Annotated in this window: 17 protein-coding genes; 4 read left to right on the top strand and 13 right to left on the bottom strand. The window is 50.8% G+C overall.

Annotation, left to right across the window (positions count from 1 at the left end; genetic code table 11):
- The first annotated feature begins 116 nt into the window (after positions 1-116).
- On the top strand, positions 117-344 hold the full coding sequence (locus AB4Z29_RS19485; RefSeq protein ID WP_138754710.1) for a 3-dehydroquinate dehydratase: 228 nt from the start codon (positions 117-119) through the stop codon (positions 342-344).
- A 218-nt stretch (positions 345-562) separates the two neighbouring features.
- Positions 563-1,462, top strand: a complete 900-nt coding sequence (locus AB4Z29_RS19480; protein WP_441944669.1) for an ArsR/SmtB family transcription factor — start codon at positions 563-565, stop codon at positions 1,460-1,462.
- Between the two features lie 3 nt (positions 1,463-1,465).
- On the opposite strand, the gene AB4Z29_RS19475 is transcribed toward AB4Z29_RS19480, so the two are convergent.
- From AB4Z29_RS19475 to AB4Z29_RS19435, 9 genes are all read right to left on the bottom strand, one after another.
- Positions 1,466-3,106: a response regulator gene (locus AB4Z29_RS19475; protein WP_441944668.1), complete on the bottom strand. Its 1,641-nt coding sequence runs from the start codon at positions 3,104-3,106 to the stop codon at positions 1,466-1,468.
- Positions 3,099-4,922 (bottom strand): cache domain-containing sensor histidine kinase, encoded by a 1,824-nt coding sequence (locus AB4Z29_RS19470; protein ID WP_441944667.1) that lies wholly within the window; start codon positions 4,920-4,922, stop codon positions 3,099-3,101. The genes AB4Z29_RS19475 and AB4Z29_RS19470 overlap by 8 nt, the downstream gene beginning before the upstream one ends.
- A 10-nt stretch (positions 4,923-4,932) precedes the next feature.
- Positions 4,933-6,237, bottom strand: a complete 1,305-nt coding sequence (locus tag AB4Z29_RS19465; protein ID WP_441944666.1) for an ABC transporter substrate-binding protein — start codon at positions 6,235-6,237, stop codon at positions 4,933-4,935.
- Positions 6,238-6,273: 36 nt separating this feature from the next.
- Positions 6,274-7,953, bottom strand: coding sequence for a glycoside hydrolase family 43 protein (locus AB4Z29_RS19460; protein WP_441944665.1), 1,680 nt, complete (start codon positions 7,951-7,953; stop codon positions 6,274-6,276).
- Between the two features lie 189 nt (positions 7,954-8,142).
- Entirely contained in the window at positions 8,143-8,976 is an 834-nt protein-coding gene (locus AB4Z29_RS19455; protein WP_441944664.1) for a carbohydrate ABC transporter permease, read from the bottom strand.
- Positions 8,977-9,873 carry a carbohydrate ABC transporter permease gene (locus AB4Z29_RS19450; RefSeq protein ID WP_441944663.1) on the bottom strand — a complete coding sequence of 299 codons (897 nt, stop codon included), beginning with the start codon at positions 9,871-9,873 and terminating at the stop codon, positions 8,977-8,979.
- A 110-nt stretch (positions 9,874-9,983) separates the two neighbouring features.
- The gene (locus AB4Z29_RS19445; protein WP_441944662.1) at positions 9,984-11,270 is read right to left on the bottom strand and encodes an ABC transporter substrate-binding protein; all 1,287 of its coding nucleotides are present in this window, start codon (positions 11,268-11,270) and stop codon (positions 9,984-9,986) included.
- A 214-nt stretch (positions 11,271-11,484) separates the two neighbouring features.
- Complete coding sequence (locus AB4Z29_RS19440; RefSeq protein ID WP_441944661.1) at positions 11,485-12,174, bottom strand: hypothetical protein; 690 nt, start codon at positions 12,172-12,174, stop codon at positions 11,485-11,487.
- Positions 12,175-12,283: 109 nt separating this feature from the next.
- Positions 12,284-13,534, bottom strand: a complete 1,251-nt coding sequence (locus tag AB4Z29_RS19435; RefSeq protein WP_441944660.1) for an MFS transporter — start codon at positions 13,532-13,534, stop codon at positions 12,284-12,286.
- A gap of 242 nt (positions 13,535-13,776) precedes the next feature.
- On the opposite strand from AB4Z29_RS19435, the gene AB4Z29_RS19430 reads away from it, so the two are divergent.
- A complete protein-coding gene (locus AB4Z29_RS19430) occupies positions 13,777-14,667 on the top strand; it encodes an ROK family protein (protein WP_441944659.1) in 891 nt (296 codons plus the stop codon).
- 152 nt (positions 14,668-14,819) lie between these two features.
- Here AB4Z29_RS19430 and AB4Z29_RS19425 read toward each other — a convergent pair whose 3' ends face one another.
- The 3 genes from AB4Z29_RS19425 to rbsK all read right to left on the bottom strand — a co-directional run bounded on the left by AB4Z29_RS19425 (position 14,820) and on the right by rbsK (position 17,118).
- Complete coding sequence (locus tag AB4Z29_RS19425) at positions 14,820-15,383, bottom strand: WHG domain-containing protein (protein ID WP_441944658.1); 564 nt, start codon at positions 15,381-15,383, stop codon at positions 14,820-14,822.
- Between the two features lie 21 nt (positions 15,384-15,404).
- Positions 15,405-16,115 (bottom strand): MBL fold metallo-hydrolase, encoded by a 711-nt coding sequence (locus AB4Z29_RS19420; RefSeq protein ID WP_441944657.1) that lies wholly within the window; start codon positions 16,113-16,115, stop codon positions 15,405-15,407.
- 76 nt (positions 16,116-16,191) lie between these two features.
- The gene (gene rbsK, locus AB4Z29_RS19415) at positions 16,192-17,118 is read right to left on the bottom strand and encodes a ribokinase (RefSeq protein ID WP_441944656.1); all 927 of its coding nucleotides are present in this window, start codon (positions 17,116-17,118) and stop codon (positions 16,192-16,194) included.
- Positions 17,119-17,198: 80 nt separating this feature from the next.
- On the opposite strand from rbsK, the gene AB4Z29_RS19410 reads away from it, so the two are divergent.
- Positions 17,199-17,741, top strand: a complete 543-nt coding sequence (locus AB4Z29_RS19410; protein ID WP_441944655.1) for a hypothetical protein — start codon at positions 17,199-17,201, stop codon at positions 17,739-17,741.
- Between the two features lie 34 nt (positions 17,742-17,775).
- Here AB4Z29_RS19410 and AB4Z29_RS19405 read toward each other — a convergent pair whose 3' ends face one another.
- Complete coding sequence (locus AB4Z29_RS19405) at positions 17,776-19,056, bottom strand: adenylosuccinate synthase (RefSeq protein ID WP_441944654.1); 1,281 nt, start codon at positions 19,054-19,056, stop codon at positions 17,776-17,778.
- Between the last annotated feature and the right edge of the window lie 65 nt (positions 19,057-19,121).

The following is a 19,121-nucleotide window of genomic DNA, read 5'->3' as shown; positions in this document are numbered from 1 at the left end:
GATTTCCCCAAAAGTTACAGCATTGTAACCAAATACTCACCGAATTTTAAGAATTATTTAATAATTGTAAGTTACACTAATAAAAAAAAATCCTTCGCGGGATGGAGGTCCTTACTATGAAAACCATGCTGATGTTCCAAAATAAAACGATACCCGTCTATTTAACCGATACGAATAAACAAGCCATCGAAAAACTTTCCACCGTACTGAATCGCAAGCTGACTACGGGGAAAAACGCGCTGAAAACCTGTCTCAAATCACTCATAAGCGTAGAGATCGTAGGCAGCGAGGCGACGCTTCATTCCTATTTCGAACGCGATACGCTGACCATTTCACTGTACTAATTCATGCTTCGGCGAGGTTTCGCCGTCCAATATAAGAGAGAGATTGACGTATGTGTACCATATATAATTGCAATTCGTTGTAAATAAGGGGCTGTCTCAAAAGTCATAAATGACTTAGGGACGCCCCTTCTTCATTTTTAAAATCATACACATTAAAGTTGTATGATTAACATCAGGGTTATATAATGATGGAAAGTGCCCAAAACGAGGAGCGAGTTATGAACATCGAGGTTAATAGCAGCAATCTAAAATTTCTTGAATGCTTTTCTTCAGATACACGAATAAAGATCATCGAATTACTGAACATCAGGCCGATGAATATTAAGGATCTGGCAGAAGCGCTCGGCATTTCGTCCGCCATCGTAACCAAACATATCCAGAAGCTAGAGGAAGCTTCTATTATAACGACGGAGAGCGTGCCAAGCACGCGCGGCCGCCAAAAAATATGCCACCTGACGCTTGATTCGGCAACGCTGCAATTTCGGGTAAAAGAACAAGCCGATCAGAACCGCTATGCGGTATCTATTCCCATCGGCCAGTATTCCTCCTACGAGGTAAAGCCAACCTGCGGCCTTTCTTCGGATACCAAAATCATCGGCATGGTCGACGATCCACGCTACTTTTCGGATCCCGAGCATGTAAAGGCTTGCCATCTGTGGTTCGGCAGCGGCTATATCGAATACCGAATCCCTAATTATTTAGTCGGGAAACAGCGGATTCGAAGCATCTCCATCTCGCTGGAAATCTGCTCTGAGGCTCCCCATTACAACGAGAATTGGCCGTCGGATCTTTCCTTCTATTTGAATGACGTGTGTCTCGGAACCTGGACCTGCCCCGGCGACTTCGGCGCTGTCAAAGGCGTATATACGCCCGCTTGGTGGGATCTTGGCACACAGCACGGCTTGCTCAAGCAGATAACCATCGATGCCGAAGGCTCCTATATCGATGGCATTCGCATGTCTGCCAAGAGCGTAGAAGACCTGGCGGTTGGACTTAACGAGGATATCCGCTTCCGCATCTGCGCGCCTGAAACCGCTACCCATAGCGGAGGATTAAGCATGTTCGGCAAGCAGTTCGGCAACTATGACCAAGATATTCAGGTATACGTCGCATATTGATCCTTATTTAATTTTCGAATTAGCTTCGGCTTGAAGCTGATCACGGTAATGCTTGGGCGACATCCCGGTTTCATTCTTAAACACGCGGTTAAAGTGGCGGATATTGGCGAAGCCGGTATGCTCTGCGATAGCCGCTATTTTTTGATCGGTTTGAGCCATCCTCCGCTTCGCTTCTTGTATCCGTACTTCCGTTAACCGCTCGATAAACGATTTGCCCATGCGCTGCTTGAACAGGGTACTGAAATACGCCGCATTCAAATATACGGCATCGGCCACTTCTTTGAGCGTCAATGCGTTCGCATAGTTCTGCTCAATATATCGAATCGACTTTTCAATCGGGTCACGCTCGGGCTTCGCGACGTTCTCCGCGATACAAGCCGCTAACCGAACGAGCAGGAGCGAGCACGCCTCCATAAGCTCCTCGCGTGAGGAAATGGAGCAAATGTGAAACAGCACGGCTTTCATATCTTTGCTGCCCAGCCATTCCTTTGTTATTCCCAGCTTCCCCGCCGTTTCGTAATAATGAAGCAAAAGCTTGCAAAGCTGCTGGTGAACCACTTCCGGTGAATAGGCCTTGCTGCACAGCTCGCTTACAAACGTTTGAACGGCTTCCGCCACCAGTTCCCGCTTCCCATTATGGACGGCTTGCTCCAGCAGCTCCCATGACGATGAACTTAATTCGCTGTAAAGACGATCGTCCCGGGTAATCTCGCCGTATGCGATTACCTTATCCCCGCCAATAATAAGACGATGGAGCAGCGCAATCTCGGCTTCGTTATAAGACTCTGCAATCGCTTTAAAGCCTTCAACAGCTTGGCCAATGCCGATTGTCACCGTAATGTTCGACAATGAGGTCATTTGCCTGCGAATGCTCTCGCCTATTTCCCTGATGTCTACCATCGCCTGCCCGCGGTCGGGAATATTGATCAGTGCTGCCACTTCAGTCTCTGACATGACGAAGCAGTAGCCGTTCACTCGCCTGCTTAGTACCTCTTGCACGAGCTGCTGGATATACAACTGGAATAACGATGGGTCGGCACGGTTGTATCGTTCGCTGCCGATCGAGCTTTTGTCCAGCTTAATGACCATGCAAGCAAAGTAGGGATGCTGAAACACGATACCAATCGATTGAAGCAGCTCCAAGTCCGCATCATTCACGCTTCCTCTGAGCAGAGCCGTGATCAAATGCTCGCTGACATGCTGCTTGATCCGGTGCTCCTCGCGATGTGATTTGACGGCGTTAGCCGGATCTGCTTGCAGACGCTGCCCCACCTGTACCTTCTCCCGCAGCTGGCTAAGCACCTTACCCAGCTCCTCCCGTTCGATCGGCTTCATCAAGTAGTCCATTGCACCTTGCCTCATCGATTGCTGGATATATATAAAATCATCAAAGCCGCTTATGACAACGCATAACATGTCTCTGAATCTCTCGCGCAGCAGCTGCTGCAGCTGTATCCCATTCATTCGGGGCATGCGTATATCCGTTAGCACCGCATCAGGCAGCTGCTCTTCTACCAATTGCAGCGCCTCATAGCCATCCCGTGCTTCACCGACAACCTCCCATTGCGGATCTAGCTCGGCAATCATTTTCCGCAGTCCTTTTCGAAAAATAGATTCATCATCGACAATGACGATTCTAGACATGGATATCCTCCCTCCCTTTAAACAGCTCTTCATGAACAGCGGGCAGCGTCAATATAACCTTCATGCCTTGGTAAGGCATGCTCTCTAGACTTAAGCCATATAACTCGCCGTAATGGAGAACTATTCTTCGATGCACGTTCAACAGCCCATTGCCGCTGCTTCCGCCAAGATCCTTTGAATACTGCAATCTGCGCCTAATCGCGCTTAGCTTTTCCTCGGTCATGCCAATGCCGTCATCCTCAATGACGATTCGCAGCAGGCTTTCATCGATTCGGCAGGATAATGAAATTTTCCCATTGCCGATCCCCTGGTCAATCCCATGGTTAATCGCATTCTCAACGATTGGCTGAATGATTAGCGGAATTACCTTACAGGTTAACGCGGCTTCAACACTTTCTAGCTGAAAATCAATTCGTTCCTCATAGCGCATTTTTTGAATCGTCATATAACCCCTGACATGATCCAGCTCATCTTTGAGGCTCACGCGTTCCTTCTGACCATTCAAACTGTAGCGCAGCAGCCGGCTTAAATTGTTCGTCATTTTGACGACCTCTTGATTGCCTTCGACCTCTGCATACATACTGATCGAGCCCAGCGTATTGTATAGAAAATGCGGGTTGATCTTACTTTGAAGGGCCGCAATCTGAGCGTCCTTCTCGCGAATTTCCGTTTCATACAGCAAATAGCCAAGCTCGCTTAGCTTCGACACCATCGTATTGAACGCTTTGCCCAGATGTCCCACCTCATCCCACTGCTTGACCGGGAATGATACGAGCAAATCGCCATGCTCCACCTTGCGCATCAGCTTAATTAATCCGCGCAGCGGCTTTGTAATCTGGAAAGCCAGAAAGACGGACATAAGCATAGCAAGGCCTACGCAGATAATACCGAGCAGCATGATGGAATTGCGTATAAGGAAACTGTCCTTCATCAGCTCCGCAACCGGAACGATGCCAATCGTTTTCCATTCAGTAACGGACGATGTCACATAGGAAACAAGCTGTCGCTCTCCGTTCACAGCTGCATGGGTTACCCCTTCGCGCTCGCCCTCCTGCAGGAGCGACGATATTGCAGCTATGGGCTGTGCATGCTCCTTGCCTGCGACTACGCCTCCGTTTTGATCGGTAATATATATGGCATCCCGATTTCCGAGGGTTACCTGTGACAGGATCTGGTGAATAACGGATGGTGCGACATCAATTACGATATATCCGAGTTTCTTCCCAGTATCGAAGCTCCGCAGCTCCCTGGCAATGGAGAACACGGGGAAAATCGTTCCGCCTGTCGACTGAATATTGTGGGTTCCAATAAAGGTGGATTGGCCGATGCTCATTTGCTCGTTTTTGAGCCATTGCGCATTCTCGTCAAGCTTGTAGGTGGTTACATATTGACTCTCGGGCAGCACAACATAGGAAGCGCCGCTCTCGCCAAACAAAGAAACGCCAACTATATCAATTCGGCCGTTCAGAAAAACCTGCGAAACGAACCCGTTGAGCTGCTTAATCTCCTCGAGCGTCAAAGCCTGCCCATGGTCGCGCTTGCTCTCCAGGAATGCAATGATCGGCTCATATTGATAGGGCATCAGCGTCAAGCGATCCAGCTCCGCCATGTACGTATCGAGGTTCAAGGTAAGCTGCTTCATCGTCTGCTGCTGATAATCGCCGACCTTCTGCTCCAGCGTAGCCGCGAATCTGCTAAAAGCGAAATAGCCCATAATGCTTAGCGGAAGCATGACAAGTATAAAGTTGATAAGAATAAGCTTTCTTGCAAGCTCCTGGTTTTTGAACCATCCGATCATGCTGCTGATCCGCTTCATGGCTGTCCCCTTATTTCTTCAGCTCGATGTTAACCCTCTTTGCGGCATTCTCCAGCGTTTGCTCTGGCGTTTGCTGCGAATAATTCATTTTTTCGAATTCTTGAATGAGTATTTCAACAATAGACCACTGCCTGACATGGCGCGGCCAATACGCAACATAATTGGCCGTTGCCGCATAAGCGCTGCGGTACTTCAAGCTGTTGAACGGCTCACTCGCCACAACCTTTGTCATGCTTGGCACATGCCCGGCTTCCGCCCACATCGCCCCATGCTCCACGCACCATTTGGCAAAAATCAATGCCGCTTTCTTCTTCTCATCGGTCATGCCATGCTTCGTAGGAATCGCAATCGTATGTGAATCCCCCCATACCGCGGCATGATCGTACAATACCGGCATCGGAATAACGCCGAAATCCAGTCCCGGCGCTTTCTCGAACGCACCTGTTCCCCACATTCCCGTAATAAGCACCGCTGCCTTGCCATCATAGAACAGCTTGAATGAATCGTTAATATTAGGAGGGATAAGCTCTTGCTTATACAGCTGGTTCGTATAATCTAACGCTTTCAGCGCTTTAGGATTGTTGAACACGGCTTCGGTAAGCTCTTCATTATAGAACGCGCCTCCGCCCTCAAGCTGATTATAAAGCGACCACCACAGCCAGACGGAATCGATCCGCGTGCTTGGCTGGGCTAGAGGGGCCGCATCCGGAGGGATACTCGCTTTCAACTGCTTCAAGAAGGCATGAAAGGCATCCGCGCCGCTGCTCATAATCGGCATATCGTTTCCATCAAGCAGGCCGGCTTGCCGCAGGTAGCTCTTGTTGTAATACATGACGAGCGCATGCGTATCCAGCGGCACCGCGTACGGGTTGCCGTCATATACGATCGATTCGAGAATATTGGCATTGAAACCTTTCCACTCCAGCCCAGCCTGGAGAGCAGGCTCCGTCAGCTTCTCGATATAGCCGTTCTGAACGAATTGAGGCAAGCTCGTCTGATGCAAAATAGCCAAATCCGGCGCGCTCCCAGACATAATGGCCGTCCTCAGCCTCGAATAATAATCATCCAGCCGTGTGTTCATCTGAACAACCTCAATCGACGGGTTTTCCTTATTGAACTGATTGACCATCTCCGTCATGAATTGATTGTCGCCGCCGCTAAACGGTGTCCAGAATTCAAGTTTCACTGCGGATGTCCGTGCTTCGCCTTGCGAATGATCCTCATCATCCTTGGAGGCGCAGCCGGTCAAAGCCGCGAGAAGGAGAGCCATAATCATATAAATCAGACATGACGTTCCTCTTCTGTGAATAAACATGGCTTAGCCTCCATTGTCGTTAAGCTTTTCCCTCATTTATTGATTATGGCGGACAAGATCCAGTACATCGATTTCCAGACGATCCGTCGCTTTCCCAAGGACAAGCGAGTTTGGTGAAGCGCCTAGCCTAACGGCTGCTTCTACCTCGATGAATTCATCACGCCCGGCTGCTTGGACCATCAGTCTCTCGCCACGTTCTCCATTAACAGACAGCTCAATCTGCTGCTCGTTTTCTGTTTTGTTTTTTAACCTCAGGCGTATTGTATAGGATCCTTTCACGGGTACCCTTATATTCTCGAATCTTACCGCTTCCTTCACTTCAGGCATAACGAGTACAGAACGTCCGCTCGAGCTCAGCGAGCTTTCCGCTATTTCGCTCTCTGGCGATAGCTGTGCGTATTCCGCTTCGAAACGCGATATCTCGATCGCTGACACGGCGCTAACCGCTCCTCCTCCGCTCATATCTACATGATTCAGTCCTTCTGTCAGCATCAGCTCCGTATAGACATAGCCGGTTTCGTTCGGCTGTGTAGGCGGCAGGGTCAGCTCTGAGCCTGCCTCTCCAGCAGCGCCAATCTGAATGCGCAAATCCTGCTCGCTTTCATTCGTATAATGAATGAGCATTGGCATGATTGCCGAAGTGGCAGAGTGAATCCCATCAAAAATAAGTTTGTCTGTTCCTTCAATGCGCGCATGCTTTGCTTGAATGACACCGTTGCCTGAGGGCACCTCAATTGCGGTCTGAAGCGCTAGCGGAGCACCGAATGAAGGAAGGCCGTCCGTTCCCCATTCGATACGCTGCGCCCGAGCCTTGCGGTTGTTCCAACCATCGGACTGCCCAGAGGTCGCATGATAAATGATCCAATCCTCCGTCCCGTCCTGCGATTGGGCAAATGTATTATGCCCCGGGCCGTAGACACCTGCTTCGCCATCCATTTGCATGAGCGGCTCCTTCGTCTTCCGCCAGCTGGCGGCATTTAACGGATCTCCGCCGGGCTCAAGGGCCAGCAGGCCTATGCTGTAGAAAGGCGTCCAGCTCCCTGCTCCGGAATAGGCAATAAACAGCCGATCGTTTTTTTTCAGAATCGCTTGCCCTTCATTAATAAACGGAGGGCCTCCCGCTTTCTCCCACTCCAAATCCGGCTCGCTCAGCAGCACGCGGGGGCCGCTAATCGTATAAGGATTGCTCATAGGCGCAATATACGTATTCTGCTGAATATTAAGATCGCCCTCCCAGCCTGACCAGACGAAATAAAGCTCGTCTCCGTGCTCCAGCGCAAGGCCGTCAATAGCCCATTTATTCGTCGAATCCGTTACTTGTCCCTTAAAAGCATAGGGCCCCATCGGATCATCCGTTTCCGTTTCCGCTTCCAAAGCATACATGCGGTGATTCGCGTTGTCTCCGTTATCGGCTGCATAATAAATATAGTATTTGCCTTGTATATATTGAATTTCCGGCGCCCAAAGATTGGCTGAATGCATCGTGTCGATTGGCGGATACCATACCACCTTGCGCTCTGCTTGATGAAAATCAAGGGTTCGTGATTTCATGACCATTATATCCGTACCATTATGCGTAAAGGTCATATAATAATAACCGTCTTTGTACAAAATGCTCGGGTCCGGCGTATCCATCTCAGCCAATGTATTTTTGAACGTTCCGCCATGACCATTATAAGCGCCGTCTGACGTAGTGTCATGTCGCGATTGACTCATGATTAATACCCCCAATATAAATAGGCTTACAGCTGCAGTAATCATAACAGCAAATGGCATTCGCCATCTATTCCTTATCATGCTATCCCTCCGCCTATATGCGCTGATGTGCAGAAAGAGACCTGTGAGGTCTCTTTTTTGCAGCATGTTCATTAACTCTATTAAGAAGAAACCATCTCGGATACCTCTCTATTTCACAGCTGATTGCGTTATTGCCTTCACGAAGGAACGCTGGCCAAGGATGAATACGATAACGACCGGCAGCGTCGCAATCGTTGTCATTGCCATCAGCTTGCCGTAGCTTTGCGTGTAGCTGCCTGTTGCCATCATGGCAATACCGGCCGTAATCGTTCGCATCTCTGGAGAAGTCGTCGCGTATAGCGGCCAGACAAAATCATTGTAGATGCCCATGAAGGTGAAGATGGCCAGCGTCACCATAATGGATACCGCTGACGGCAGTAGGATGCGGGCGTAAATTTGCCATTTGTTCGCCCCGTCAATCCGCGCCGCTTCTTCTATTTCTCTCGGGAAGGAGGAGAAAAATTGATAGAGCAGGAACACCCCGAACGCCCCTGCCGTGGCAGGCAGAATGAGGGCAGGATACGTATTGATCAAATTAAGCGCATTGAACTCCATATACATGGGAAGAAAGGTCAATACGCCAGGAATCATGAGCGATGCGATAAACAGGGACAACATGATCCGGCGAAGCGGCAGATCGTTTAACCTCGCAAGCGCGAAAGCCGCCATCGAATCGATGATGAGCACGATAACCGTACCGATAACGCCGACCGACAAGGAGTTGATAATCCAGCGGATAATGGGAACGTTCATAAGCTCGCCGTTGATGCCTTGTACGAAGTTATCGACCGTCGGCTTAAGCGGGAAAAAATTCATTTTGCCGGACAGCGCCTCAAAATCGTTTTTAAAGGAAGTCGAGATCATCCAAACGAGCGGCAGCAGGAAAAATATCGCAATGATAACGGCCAACAGCGTGACCCACAGCTTTCTCGTATTCACCATCTAAGCCTCCCCTTTCCGGCCGCTCGTCAGCTTGAACTGAACGATTGAAATCATAATAATGATCAGCGCCATTACGATTGCCATCGCAGAGGCTGAGCCGACTTCCTTGCGGAGGAAAGCCTGATCGAGCACATTAATGAGCAGAACCTTCGTCGTGTCACCAGGTCCGCCGCGGGTTAGCAGGAACGGCTGAGCGTAGATATTAAAGGAAGCAATCGTCGACGTGATCATAATAAACAGCATAACGGGACGAATCGACGGCAGCGTAATTTTCGTGAATGTATGCCAGGCGTTCGCTCCGTCGATCGAAGCGGCCTCATAATAATCCTCCGGTACTTCATTAAGGGCATTGATGAAAATAATCATATTAAAGCCTATCGTCCACCAAAGGGTAGTTAGAATAAGAGAAATCCATGCCCAAGGCGTATCCGTCAGCCATGGTATGCCCGTTACGCCGAGCTTGGCGAGCATGCTGTTCAGAAACCCTGCGTTCGTGTCGAACATCATCAGCCAAATGACTGCCATAACAGAAGCGGAAAGCGCATATGGCAGGAAATAGAAGGTACGGAACAGGCCGCGAATTCGGGCAGGAAGCGCATTAACGAGCATCGCTAGCGCCAAGCCGACAATGATGAGCAGCGGCACGGAAAATAACACGAACTGAGCGGTCACCCATAAGCCTCTAAAGAAAATATCGTTAATATAAGTGCCCGGGGTGAAAATGTTTATATAGTTAGCGAGCCCCACAAATTCGTAATCCTTGGATAACAGCTCGAAATTATGCAGACTGATGTAGACACCGTACAGAATGGGGAATAAGAGAAAAATACTGAATGCGGCCAGATAAGGCAATATGAACAAAAAGGAAGTCAAACGTGACGTTAATGTCGTCTTCAACCGGAGTCCCCCTAACGCTTTGCGAATTTTCTATCTCCTGCACACAGCCTTAGAGGCTGGGAACGGACTCTGCGATTCCCAGCCTCCGCGCTGTATCTGCTAAGGTCAAATTATTTTTTTAGCGCCTGCTGCGATTTGGCTACTGCATCGTCCAGCGCTTTCTGAGCATCCTTTTTGCCTAACAGCGCATTGTTAAGCTCGCCCCAAATCGGCTCGGATACTGTACCCCAATTCAACACATTCGGTGCGAATTGAACGTAAGGGAACGCAGAGGCCACACTGCTTTGGAATTCAAGAGCTTTGAAAGCGTCGCTCTCAAGCATCGGCTTGGAGGCAAGCGCTTGGCCTGATTCCGCCCAATCCATTGAATTCGTCGATACGTATTTCAAAAAGTCGCCTATGCCTGCCGTCATTTTCTCGTCGGTTACGCTTTTCGGAACGACAAAGCCGTGCGAGCCTGCGAACACCGCCTGCTTCACCTTGCCGATTTGCGGTACTGGGGCTACGCCAAAGTTCAAGCCGGCCTCCTCGAACTGGGATTTCATCCACGGCCCGTTAAACTGAATCGCATTTTTGCCTTGCAGGAATAGCGTGTTTTCGCCGTCCTGCTGTACGTTTGCCGGAGAAACGCCGCTGTCGACCATCCCGCGCAGCCACTGTACCATCTCAACCGCTTCCGGCGAGTTGTATGCGACATCCGTTCCGTTCCAAAGCTCGCCGCCGTTCTGCCAGACAAGAGTCGGGAATATGAATTGCTGCGGCCATAATGTCGGAACCGCATATCCGTAAACGCCATTGCCTTTATCGGTCAGCTTCTGGACCGCGTCATCAAATTCCGTACGGTTGGTCGGTGCCGCAGCAATGCCGGCTTTCTCGAATAAATCCTTGTTGTAGTACATCACAAGCGGATGAATATCGAGCGGTATGGAATACCATTTGCCGTCGAGCGTCGAATAATCGGTTGCCGCCTCGGCAAAGTCCGTTTTGTTAATGCCTGCCCCCGTGGCAAGGTCATCGATCGGTTGAAGCTGGTCCTTGCTCGCGTATGTCGGTACTTGGTCAACGTGCATAATCATCAGGTCCGGACTTTCTTTGCCCGTACTAAGCGCGACATCCAGCTGCTTGTAATATTCGCCGTTAGGCTGTATGACGAAATTTACTTTGTATTGATCCTGTGAGCCGTTATATTTATCTACGATCTTCTTCATGAACGGGCCGTCCGAGCCAGAGAATGGCGACCAAAACAAAATTTCCGTTTTCTTGCCGCTACCGGAGCTTTTGCCATCGTCCGGCGCATTCTCTCCGCCGCTGTTGCCGCCGCTGCAGCCTGCAGCGATTAGCGCCGCGCCCGTAACCGTTAGAAGCAGCATGGAAAACTTATTGCGAGCTTTACTCATTTTTTATCCCCCTAATGATGATGTTGGATAGACGCAGCGTCTACCGTGTTTTCATCATAAGCGGATTGAAAAGGCAAACATATGCCGCATTTATAGATGATATGGACATATTTTTGGATACCGCAGCAGCTGATCCCCGTCTCCAACGCAACAAAAAACGGCTAATCAGGAAATATCCCGATTAGCCGTTTTCATATCCCGCTCAATTGCTGTCCTAGCCTGCCGACGCTGCCTGCTCCTCCTGCTGCTGCGGCTGTCTTCCTCCTCCGCCTCCGCCGCCAAACCCGCCGGTACGAATCGTAATCGATTCCGCCTCCTGCGTGTCATCCTTCAGCATTACGGATAAAATATCATCCGCTTTGAGGTCAGCAAGCGCCACTTCCGTCTCCACCATTTGCTCATTTTCGAAGGCGACGCTCGTAATCTTCGTCGTGTCGGTCACCGTAATCGCAACAGTCTCGTCGGAGAACATCGCTCCCATGCCGCCCATTCGGCCGCCTTCCGGACGCTCGCCGTCTGCCGGCATTTCACCATCCGCTGGCATTTCACCATCCGCTGGCATCTCACCCTCCGCTGGCGGCTGCTGGCCTTCGCCTTCGGGAGGCGCGCCTTCGGTTCCGTCTCCCTGCGGCGGACCCCCTTGTCCCATCACGGACTTGTAGAGGGTAATGGTTTGTCCGTCTACCGACTTGATTTTGCCCATCAAATCAGCCTGTGCGCCCATTTGGCCCATTCCTTGCCTGTTCCCGCCTCGCTGCTGCGTTCCGTCGCCGGCGCCATCCTGCTGCACGTCTGCCTGGTCGTCTGCTTGCACCTCCGTGCCTGCCTGTTCCTCCTGCACGCCGCAGCCTGCCAATGCCGCTGCAATCACGACAGCGCTCAGCATCACTTTCCATTTGTTCATATCGTTCATCTCCTATGAATGTGGTTGACATTCCTTATGTCCATATCGAATTCTAGCATCCGATTATGAACGAGAGATGAACAAGAACCAAATGAAAGCTGAATATCATTTAACCTCTTCTTAGAAGCGGATTTCTTTTCCAGTTGCCCGATACGAACAGAAGCGTTCCGATCCAGCCGCAGATTGACGCGATAACCAGAAGCACGGTTAACGAAACGCTATTCGAGAGCGTACCGCTCAGGATTGGGCCTATGCTGCCCCTTACACCGAATAGCATCAAATGCAGCCCGAATACCATCGCCTCTCGGCCTGGAGCAAGCCGGAATACAAAGGCTAGAATCCCAATATCCCAGATCGCTTCGCCGATGCCCTGAATCGCATTGCCGGTAATGACCGCGGCGTATGTGCCCCAAAGCCCATACAGCATCGGAACGATCGCATAGGCAGCAATGCCGCAGAGCAGCGTATATTTGATATGTATACGGTCAATCATCCAGCCCGCAATGAGAAAGGTGAGCAGCAAGGCTGTGTAGTAGGCTACGCGGGCAAAGCCGATTTCTATATTGGAGAGCTCCAGTACTTTTACCTGAATAATCTGGTACAGCGGATTGGCGAGCATATTCCCAAAGCCGGCAAATGTCGTAGCCGCGAGGAAAACGCCTAACGTTCGGTTTTCCTTAACGAGCTTCCACTGCTCCTTCAGCGGGAAGCGGCTCGTCTTCTGAAGCACGATTGGCGTTTGCTTTGGCTCTTGAATCGGCAATTTTATTTTATTGAATAGCCCAATCGACAATAGTCCAATAACAGAAGCCGCAATAAGCGGTCCCGAGGGGCCGAATGCATCCGACCAGCTGCCTACAAGCAGCGCAAGCGGAATCATAATCCCTCCCATTGCCACACGCACGTACCCCATCAGTCTCCCCCGAAGGTCGGAGGGATACATCTGGGAGATGAGCGCTGCATAAGCAGGAGATTGTATGCCCATCAGCAATTGGAATAACAACGCCGCAACAACATAAACGGATGGATACGCAAATATTGCAGGCAGTAGCAGCAGCATTCGCCCCACCGCATTCGGGATCATGACAAACGGCTTCGGATTGTTCGCTCTTTCGATTAAGGTTGCCCAGAAGGGAGAGAACAACAGGCCGATTGCAGGAGCTGCCGCTAATAGACCAATCTCAAATCGGCTTGCCCCCTGCTGAATCGCAAACGCGATATAGAATTGATTCATGACCACATTGAACAAGCTGAATAAACAGGAGGCACCAAGGTCGATCCGGGCGTTGCGCCATACATTCTCGGTCATCGGCATTCCAAACTTCATGAAACGCGGGCTTGCTTTGGACTCTGACTTCATTTTTCGGCAACCTTCTTCGCTTAGTGGTTAGTCACGCTCAGAGGACCCTTTGCTTAGCAAAGGATCCTCTCTCTAGCCTTTCATTTGATTGGATATTACTACACTCCCCTGCATTTGTACAGGGTAAAATAAGCATGGATAAGAGGGCCTACCACCCCTGCGTTCTTCCTAATACGCCTGGAGTGTGGTAGACTTTTTCTCAGGCAAGCACTGTATTTTCTTCAATCATAGGAGGGCATTTCGTGGGTATTGCAATTGGAATTGATATCGGCGGTACAAAAATAGCATTCGGATTCGTAGACGAGCAAGGCGAAGTACTCGCCAAAGGCTCATTAAAAACGGATTTAACCGTTTCGCCATCAGAAATGCTGGGAAGAGTAGCAGATGCGGTAAAGCAGCTTGCGGAGCAGCAAGAATTATCGCTTGAAGGTATAAAAGGCATTGGCGTAGGCGCTCCCGGACCTCTCAACACGCAAAAGGGCGAGCTTACCTGTCCACCGAATCTCAAAAGCTGGTGGGGCTTTCCCGTCGTAGAAGAGCTTAACAAGCATTTTCCGCTTCCTATTAAAATGGAGAATGACGCAACCGCAGCCACGCTTGCGGAGAAGTGGATCGGAGCGGCAAAAGATTCGGAGCATTTTATATTCATAACCATAAGCACCGGAATCGGCGCAGGCATCTTCATGCATGGCAAGCTCCTTACAGGCTCGACAGGCAATGCAGGCGATGCCGGATTTATGCTCGTTGATCAAGCCGGTACCCCCTGGGAAAATGTTGCATCCGGAACGGCGGTTGCCCGCCAAGCGACCGAAATGCTTGGCCGCGAGGTTACCTCCAAGGAGGCCTTCGATCTGGCAGCACAAGGCGATCAGCAAATGTCTGAGCTTGTGAAACGCGTATTTACGTCGATCGGTATGGGCTGCGTATCACTCATTAACATACTCGACCCCAACAAAATCGTCATCGGCGGCGGCGTATCTCAGGTTGGCGAACCGCTTTTCTCGGCTGTAAGGGAATACGTATCCAAAAACGCGCTTAACCCATCGGGCAGAGAAGCGGCAATCGTACCCGCGCTCCTGCAGCAGGATGCCGGCCTGATCGGTGCTGCTGCACTCATCCAACAAGCCTACTAAAACAATAGCCGCAGCCCAAATGTTATAGGGCTGCGGCTATTTTCAAAATATAGGGAAGTATATGATTTCGCCATCCATTCTCTATATTTCTACGCGAAACGTAAGCTTAGCCTCCAGAGGACGGCTTCAGCCGTTTAAGCTTGTTGTTGCAGCTAAAGCTGGCGAAGTCCATTCAAATAAGTCTGAATGGCGATGCGCAAGCTTTCGTCGATGGCCTGCGGCATGCCGAAGCCGCCTTTCTGCTCAATCGAAGCGAAGCCATGCAGGAAGCTGCGAAACCCTCTTACGATGTGAATCGCCATGTCTCGGTCCAGCTCATAATAGCTAAGCTGATTCACAAGCATATCAACAAGCTTCTGTGCGACGGCCATATATTCCTCGTCATCCGCATCAGGCGATCGCAGCGTCAGCTCATATAACCCCGGTTCCGCTCTTGCGAAACGGATATAAGCAGATGCAATGGCATGAATGGCTTCATCGCCAGCCTGCTCCTTCAACGACTCATCGATGGCGGCAGTAAGCTTCTTCAGCCCCCAAATAGCAAGCTGAATCCGCAATCCCGGCAGCCCGCTCACATGATTATATAAAGAAGGAGAACGTATTCCGAGCCTTTGCGCCAGCGAAGCAAGCGTAACCTCCTGCATGCCATGCTCGTTGGCAATCGCGGCAGCCGTTTCCACAATTGTCGGCAAGTCGAGCCCTCTTCTTGGTGACATCACTAATCTCCTCCTGCGGATCTATTTGGCTAATGAACGCTCTGCCTCGGCAATTGCCTTCTCCATCCTTCCCAGCGGCTGGACAAGCATGTCACCATGTCCTGCTGCGAGCAGCGAAGGGTTTATATCTTTTAATCGGCGTGCTGATTCGAGGCTTGAACGCTTATCCCAGGTCGCCAATGCGGGAAACGGGAACATCAGCTTTATTTGTCCGGATACCGCCACGCCAGCACGGGTTTGAAACGCATCGCCGACAATGAGAATCCGGTTTCTCGTATCCATAAACGCCATGGAACCTGGCGTATGCCCTGGTGCAGCCACCGCAAGGAGCGAGCCTATTCGATCGCCATCCTCCAGCAATACATCAGGCTTTGTGAGCACTTTTGTGGGAACGCCGCCCTTGATTGGCCCGGCTGGCTCTCCCCTCTCCAGCGAACGGTCCCCTTTGAGCAGCTTTGCGTCTCTGCGAGAAATATACACCTCGGCCTTTGGGAGCAATGCCTTTAGCCCGTCGAGAGCACCGACATGGTCATCATGGGCATGGGTTAGAACGATACGCGTTATTGGTTTGCCCAGCTTCTCCGCTGCCTGCATAATCGCCTTTACGTTGCCGGGAAGAGCAGCATCGATTAATGTCAAACTCGTTTCTTCCTCCACCAAATAACAATTCACAGGAAAAACCTTCGGTAAGTACGTTAACTGGACCACCGTTTTCTCGCGCGTCATTCTCATGCTAAATGTCCCCCTCAAATAAACTAATGTTATTAGTTTTATAATAAACTAATACCGTTAGTTTATGCAAGCCTTTTTATTTCTCCCTCCGGCTTAGAAGAAATGCCTCGATTTCCGCTTTATTCGGGATCGAAGCTTGCGCGCCTTGCTTCGTAACGGCTAACGCTGCAGCTGCTGCCGCGAAGGTTAACGCATCCTCAGCTTGTAAGCCGTCTGCGCTGGCAGCCGTATATGCGCCAAAGAAGGTATCGCCTGCTGCAGTCGTGTCGACAGGCTTTACCTTGAACGCTGACACGGCGGCTGCTTGTCCTTTTTTATTCAAATAGAAGCAGCCCTTGGCTCCTAACGTGATGATGACTTCCTCTACCCCTTTATCCAGTGCCCACTCGGCTGACGCTTTTGCTGAATGCTCGTCGCTGACTGCCAAGCCCGTAATGACTGCCGCCTCAGTTTCATTCATAATTAAAGTATGCAACAGAGGAAATACATGATCAGGGAGAGAGCACGCGGGCGCTGGGTTGTAGAATACTCGGACACCGCTGCTGTGCGCGCTGCTCATAACGGCCAAATTCGTGTCCCACGGAATCTCGTTTTGCAGAAGAACTGCGAATACGCCGCCCCAGCTCCCGGCGCCTGCCGCCGCATCCTCCGCGGTGAGCTGGCCATTAGCTCCCGCAGTTAGCACAATATGGTTTTCACCTTCTTCATTAACGGTTATAATGGCGAAACCGGAGCTGCCCGGCTTGCGTAATATTTGTTCAGTGGCAATGTCATCCTGCTCCAGTGCTGAGAGCAATGCTGCCGCAAAAGAATCGTCGCCAACTGCGCCGAGCATGCCGCAATCCGCACCGGCTCTTGCAGCTGCGACAGCCTGGTTCGCCCCCTTGCCGCCCGGGAAGAAGTCCGTTCTTACACTGGCTATCGTCTCCCCCGGGAGTGGAAACTGACTGACGGTGCTGACAATATCCATGTTAATGCTGCCAACTACAAGCAACTTGCCCATACACGAATTCATCCCCTTTTTTTATGTGCTAAATAATGAAATCCTGCTACACTATTTTAACAGAAGGAGACATGAATAACATGATTACTGCCTTTATCATTGGATGCGAGATCGGCTTTTGGGTTTTCGTGCTTGCCGGCTTAATGTGCCGGTACATTTTCCGGCTTAAGAAGCTTGGAAAGGTGCTGCTGTACAGTACCCCGCTTATTGACCTGGCTCTGGTCATTGCCACTGTTTATGATTTGCGCGGCGGTGCGGAAGCAACCTTTGCCCACAGCTTGGCGGCCGTATACATCGGTGTTTCGATTGCCTTCGGACATCGCATGATTAGCTGGGCGGATGAACGGTTCGCGCACCGATTCGCTAATGGGCCCGAGCCTGTCGGCAAGCCGAAATCAGGCAAAGCGCATGCTCGCTACGAAAGGAATGGCTGGCTCCGCCATCTGCTAGCCTTCGTAATTGGCGCCGTTATTCTGTACGGCATGATTTGGATGGTCGATAATGAGGCTCGAACGGAAACCTTGCACGAAACGCTGCGGTTATGGCTTTTGGTGCTTGGCATCGATTTTGCCATCAGCTTCAGCTATACGTTTTGGCCGCGCAAAGAAAAAGCAGCTTCCTGATAGTCAGGACGCTGCTTTTTCTATTACGCCATGCTCAGCACATAATAAGCTGCTCGCGGTTCGGACCCACGGATACACTACCCACCTTTACTCCGATGGAAGCTTCCACGAAACGAACATATTGCTGCGCCGCCTCAGGCAGCTCATCGAAACGGCGTATTTGCGAAATGTCGCTCCGCCAGCCTGGAAGACGCTGCAGGATTGGTTTCGCTCCATTAAGCTTGGCTGTAACGGGAAACGAATCCTCAATAATCTCGCCATCCAGCTCATAACCGGTACATACCGGAATTTCGTCCAAATAACCCAGCACGTCGAGGTTCGTAAGCGCAACTTCCGTCGCGCCTTGCAGCATGCAGCCGTAGCGCGACGCTACAGCATCGAACCATCCCATTCTGCGCGGCCTCCCGGTCAATGCGCCGAATTCCCCTGCATCTCCCCCCAGTCGTCTTAGCTGATCCGCTTCAGCACCATGCAACTCGCTAACGAAAGGCCCGGCCCCAACGCAGCTGGAATAGGCTTTGACTACCGCAATAATTCGTGTTATCGCATACGGCGGCAGCCCTGCGCCAATCGGTGCATATCCCGCTAATGTCGAGGAAGAAGTGGAATAGGGGTAAATGCCATGGTCCGGATCACGAAGAGCACCGAGCTGGCCTTCCAACAAAATTGATTCCCCTTTTCGGTACGCGTCATGCAGCAGGCTGCTCGTGTCGCAAACATACGGCAGCAGCTTCTCCGCTTGCACTTTAAGTTGCGCGAGCAGCTCCCGTGCTTGAATGGGCTCCCGATTGTAGAGCTGAACGAGGAGCACGTTTTTGGCTGCCAGCGATTGCTCAAGCCTTTGCATTAGACGCTCCTCGTCGTAAAGATCCGCAACCTGTATGCCGAGCTTCGCATATTTATCCGCAAAGAAAGGCGCAATCCCTCTTTTCGTTGAACCAAAGCCAGCTTCGCCAAGCCGTTCCTCCTCTAACTCGTCAAACAAACGATGAACGGGAAGCACGATTTGCGCACGATCCGATACTCGAATTCGCGGCTCGGGCACGCCTCTTGCAAGCAACTCGGCCCTCTCACGAAGCAACACATCGACATCTAAAGCAGTGCCTGGCCCGATAACATTCATTATATTGGGATAAAACACACCCGAAGGCAGCATATGGAGCGCAAATTTCCCATAGCCGTTTATAATGGTATGCCCGGCATTGCTCCCCCCTTGATACCTAACGACGAAAGAAGAATTTCCCGCTAGCGCATCCGTCATTTTGCCTTTTCCTTCATCTCCCCAGTTTGCCCCTACGATTGCTGTTACGGTCAAAGCCATCGCCTCCCGATCTTGTTATCACCCTACGCCGTTTATTATAATAAACATATAAGCATCAG

The organism is Paenibacillus sp. 2TAB23 (assembly GCF_052115165.1).
GTDB lineage: Bacteria > Bacillota > Bacilli > Paenibacillales > Paenibacillaceae > Pristimantibacillus.
The sequence above is the reverse complement of the archived record's forward strand: the minus strand, read 5'-3'. Positions and strand labels throughout refer to the sequence as shown.

What these genes read in the sequence shown, in the direction of transcription:
- AB4Z29_RS19460 (WP_441944665.1), bottom strand. Translation starts at nt 7,953, where the DNA reads ATGAGTCAATCGCGACATGACACTACGTCAGACGGCGCTTATAATGGT.
- AB4Z29_RS19440 (WP_441944661.1), bottom strand. Translation starts at nt 12,174, where the DNA reads ATGAACAAATGGAAAGTGATGCTGAGCGCTGTCGTGATTGCAGCGGCA.
- AB4Z29_RS19420 (WP_441944657.1), bottom strand. Translation starts at nt 16,115, where the DNA reads ATGAGAATGACGCGCGAGAAAACGGTGGTCCAGTTAACGTACTTACCG.
- AB4Z29_RS19485 (WP_138754710.1), top strand. Translation starts at nt 117, where the DNA reads ATGAAAACCATGCTGATGTTCCAAAATAAAACGATACCCGTCTATTTA.
- AB4Z29_RS19475 (WP_441944668.1), bottom strand. Translation starts at nt 3,106, where the DNA reads ATGTCTAGAATCGTCATTGTCGATGATGAATCTATTTTTCGAAAAGGA.
- AB4Z29_RS19435 (WP_441944660.1), bottom strand. Translation starts at nt 13,534, where the DNA reads ATGAAGTCAGAGTCCAAAGCAAGCCCGCGTTTCATGAAGTTTGGAATG.
- AB4Z29_RS19480 (WP_441944669.1), top strand. Translation starts at nt 563, where the DNA reads ATGAACATCGAGGTTAATAGCAGCAATCTAAAATTTCTTGAATGCTTT.
- AB4Z29_RS19445 (WP_441944662.1), bottom strand. Translation starts at nt 11,270, where the DNA reads ATGAGTAAAGCTCGCAATAAGTTTTCCATGCTGCTTCTAACGGTTACG.
- rbsK (WP_441944656.1), bottom strand. Translation starts at nt 17,118, where the DNA reads ATGGGCAAGTTGCTTGTAGTTGGCAGCATTAACATGGATATTGTCAGC.
- AB4Z29_RS19465 (WP_441944666.1), bottom strand. Translation starts at nt 6,237, where the DNA reads ATGTTTATTCACAGAAGAGGAACGTCATGTCTGATTTATATGATTATG.
- AB4Z29_RS19425 (WP_441944658.1), bottom strand. Translation starts at nt 15,383, where the DNA reads ATGTCACCAAGAAGAGGGCTCGACTTGCCGACAATTGTGGAAACGGCT.
- AB4Z29_RS19455 (WP_441944664.1), bottom strand. Translation starts at nt 8,976, where the DNA reads ATGGTGAATACGAGAAAGCTGTGGGTCACGCTGTTGGCCGTTATCATT.
- AB4Z29_RS19470 (WP_441944667.1), bottom strand. Translation starts at nt 4,922, where the DNA reads ATGAAGCGGATCAGCAGCATGATCGGATGGTTCAAAAACCAGGAGCTT.
- AB4Z29_RS19410 (WP_441944655.1), top strand. Translation starts at nt 17,199, where the DNA reads ATGATTACTGCCTTTATCATTGGATGCGAGATCGGCTTTTGGGTTTTC.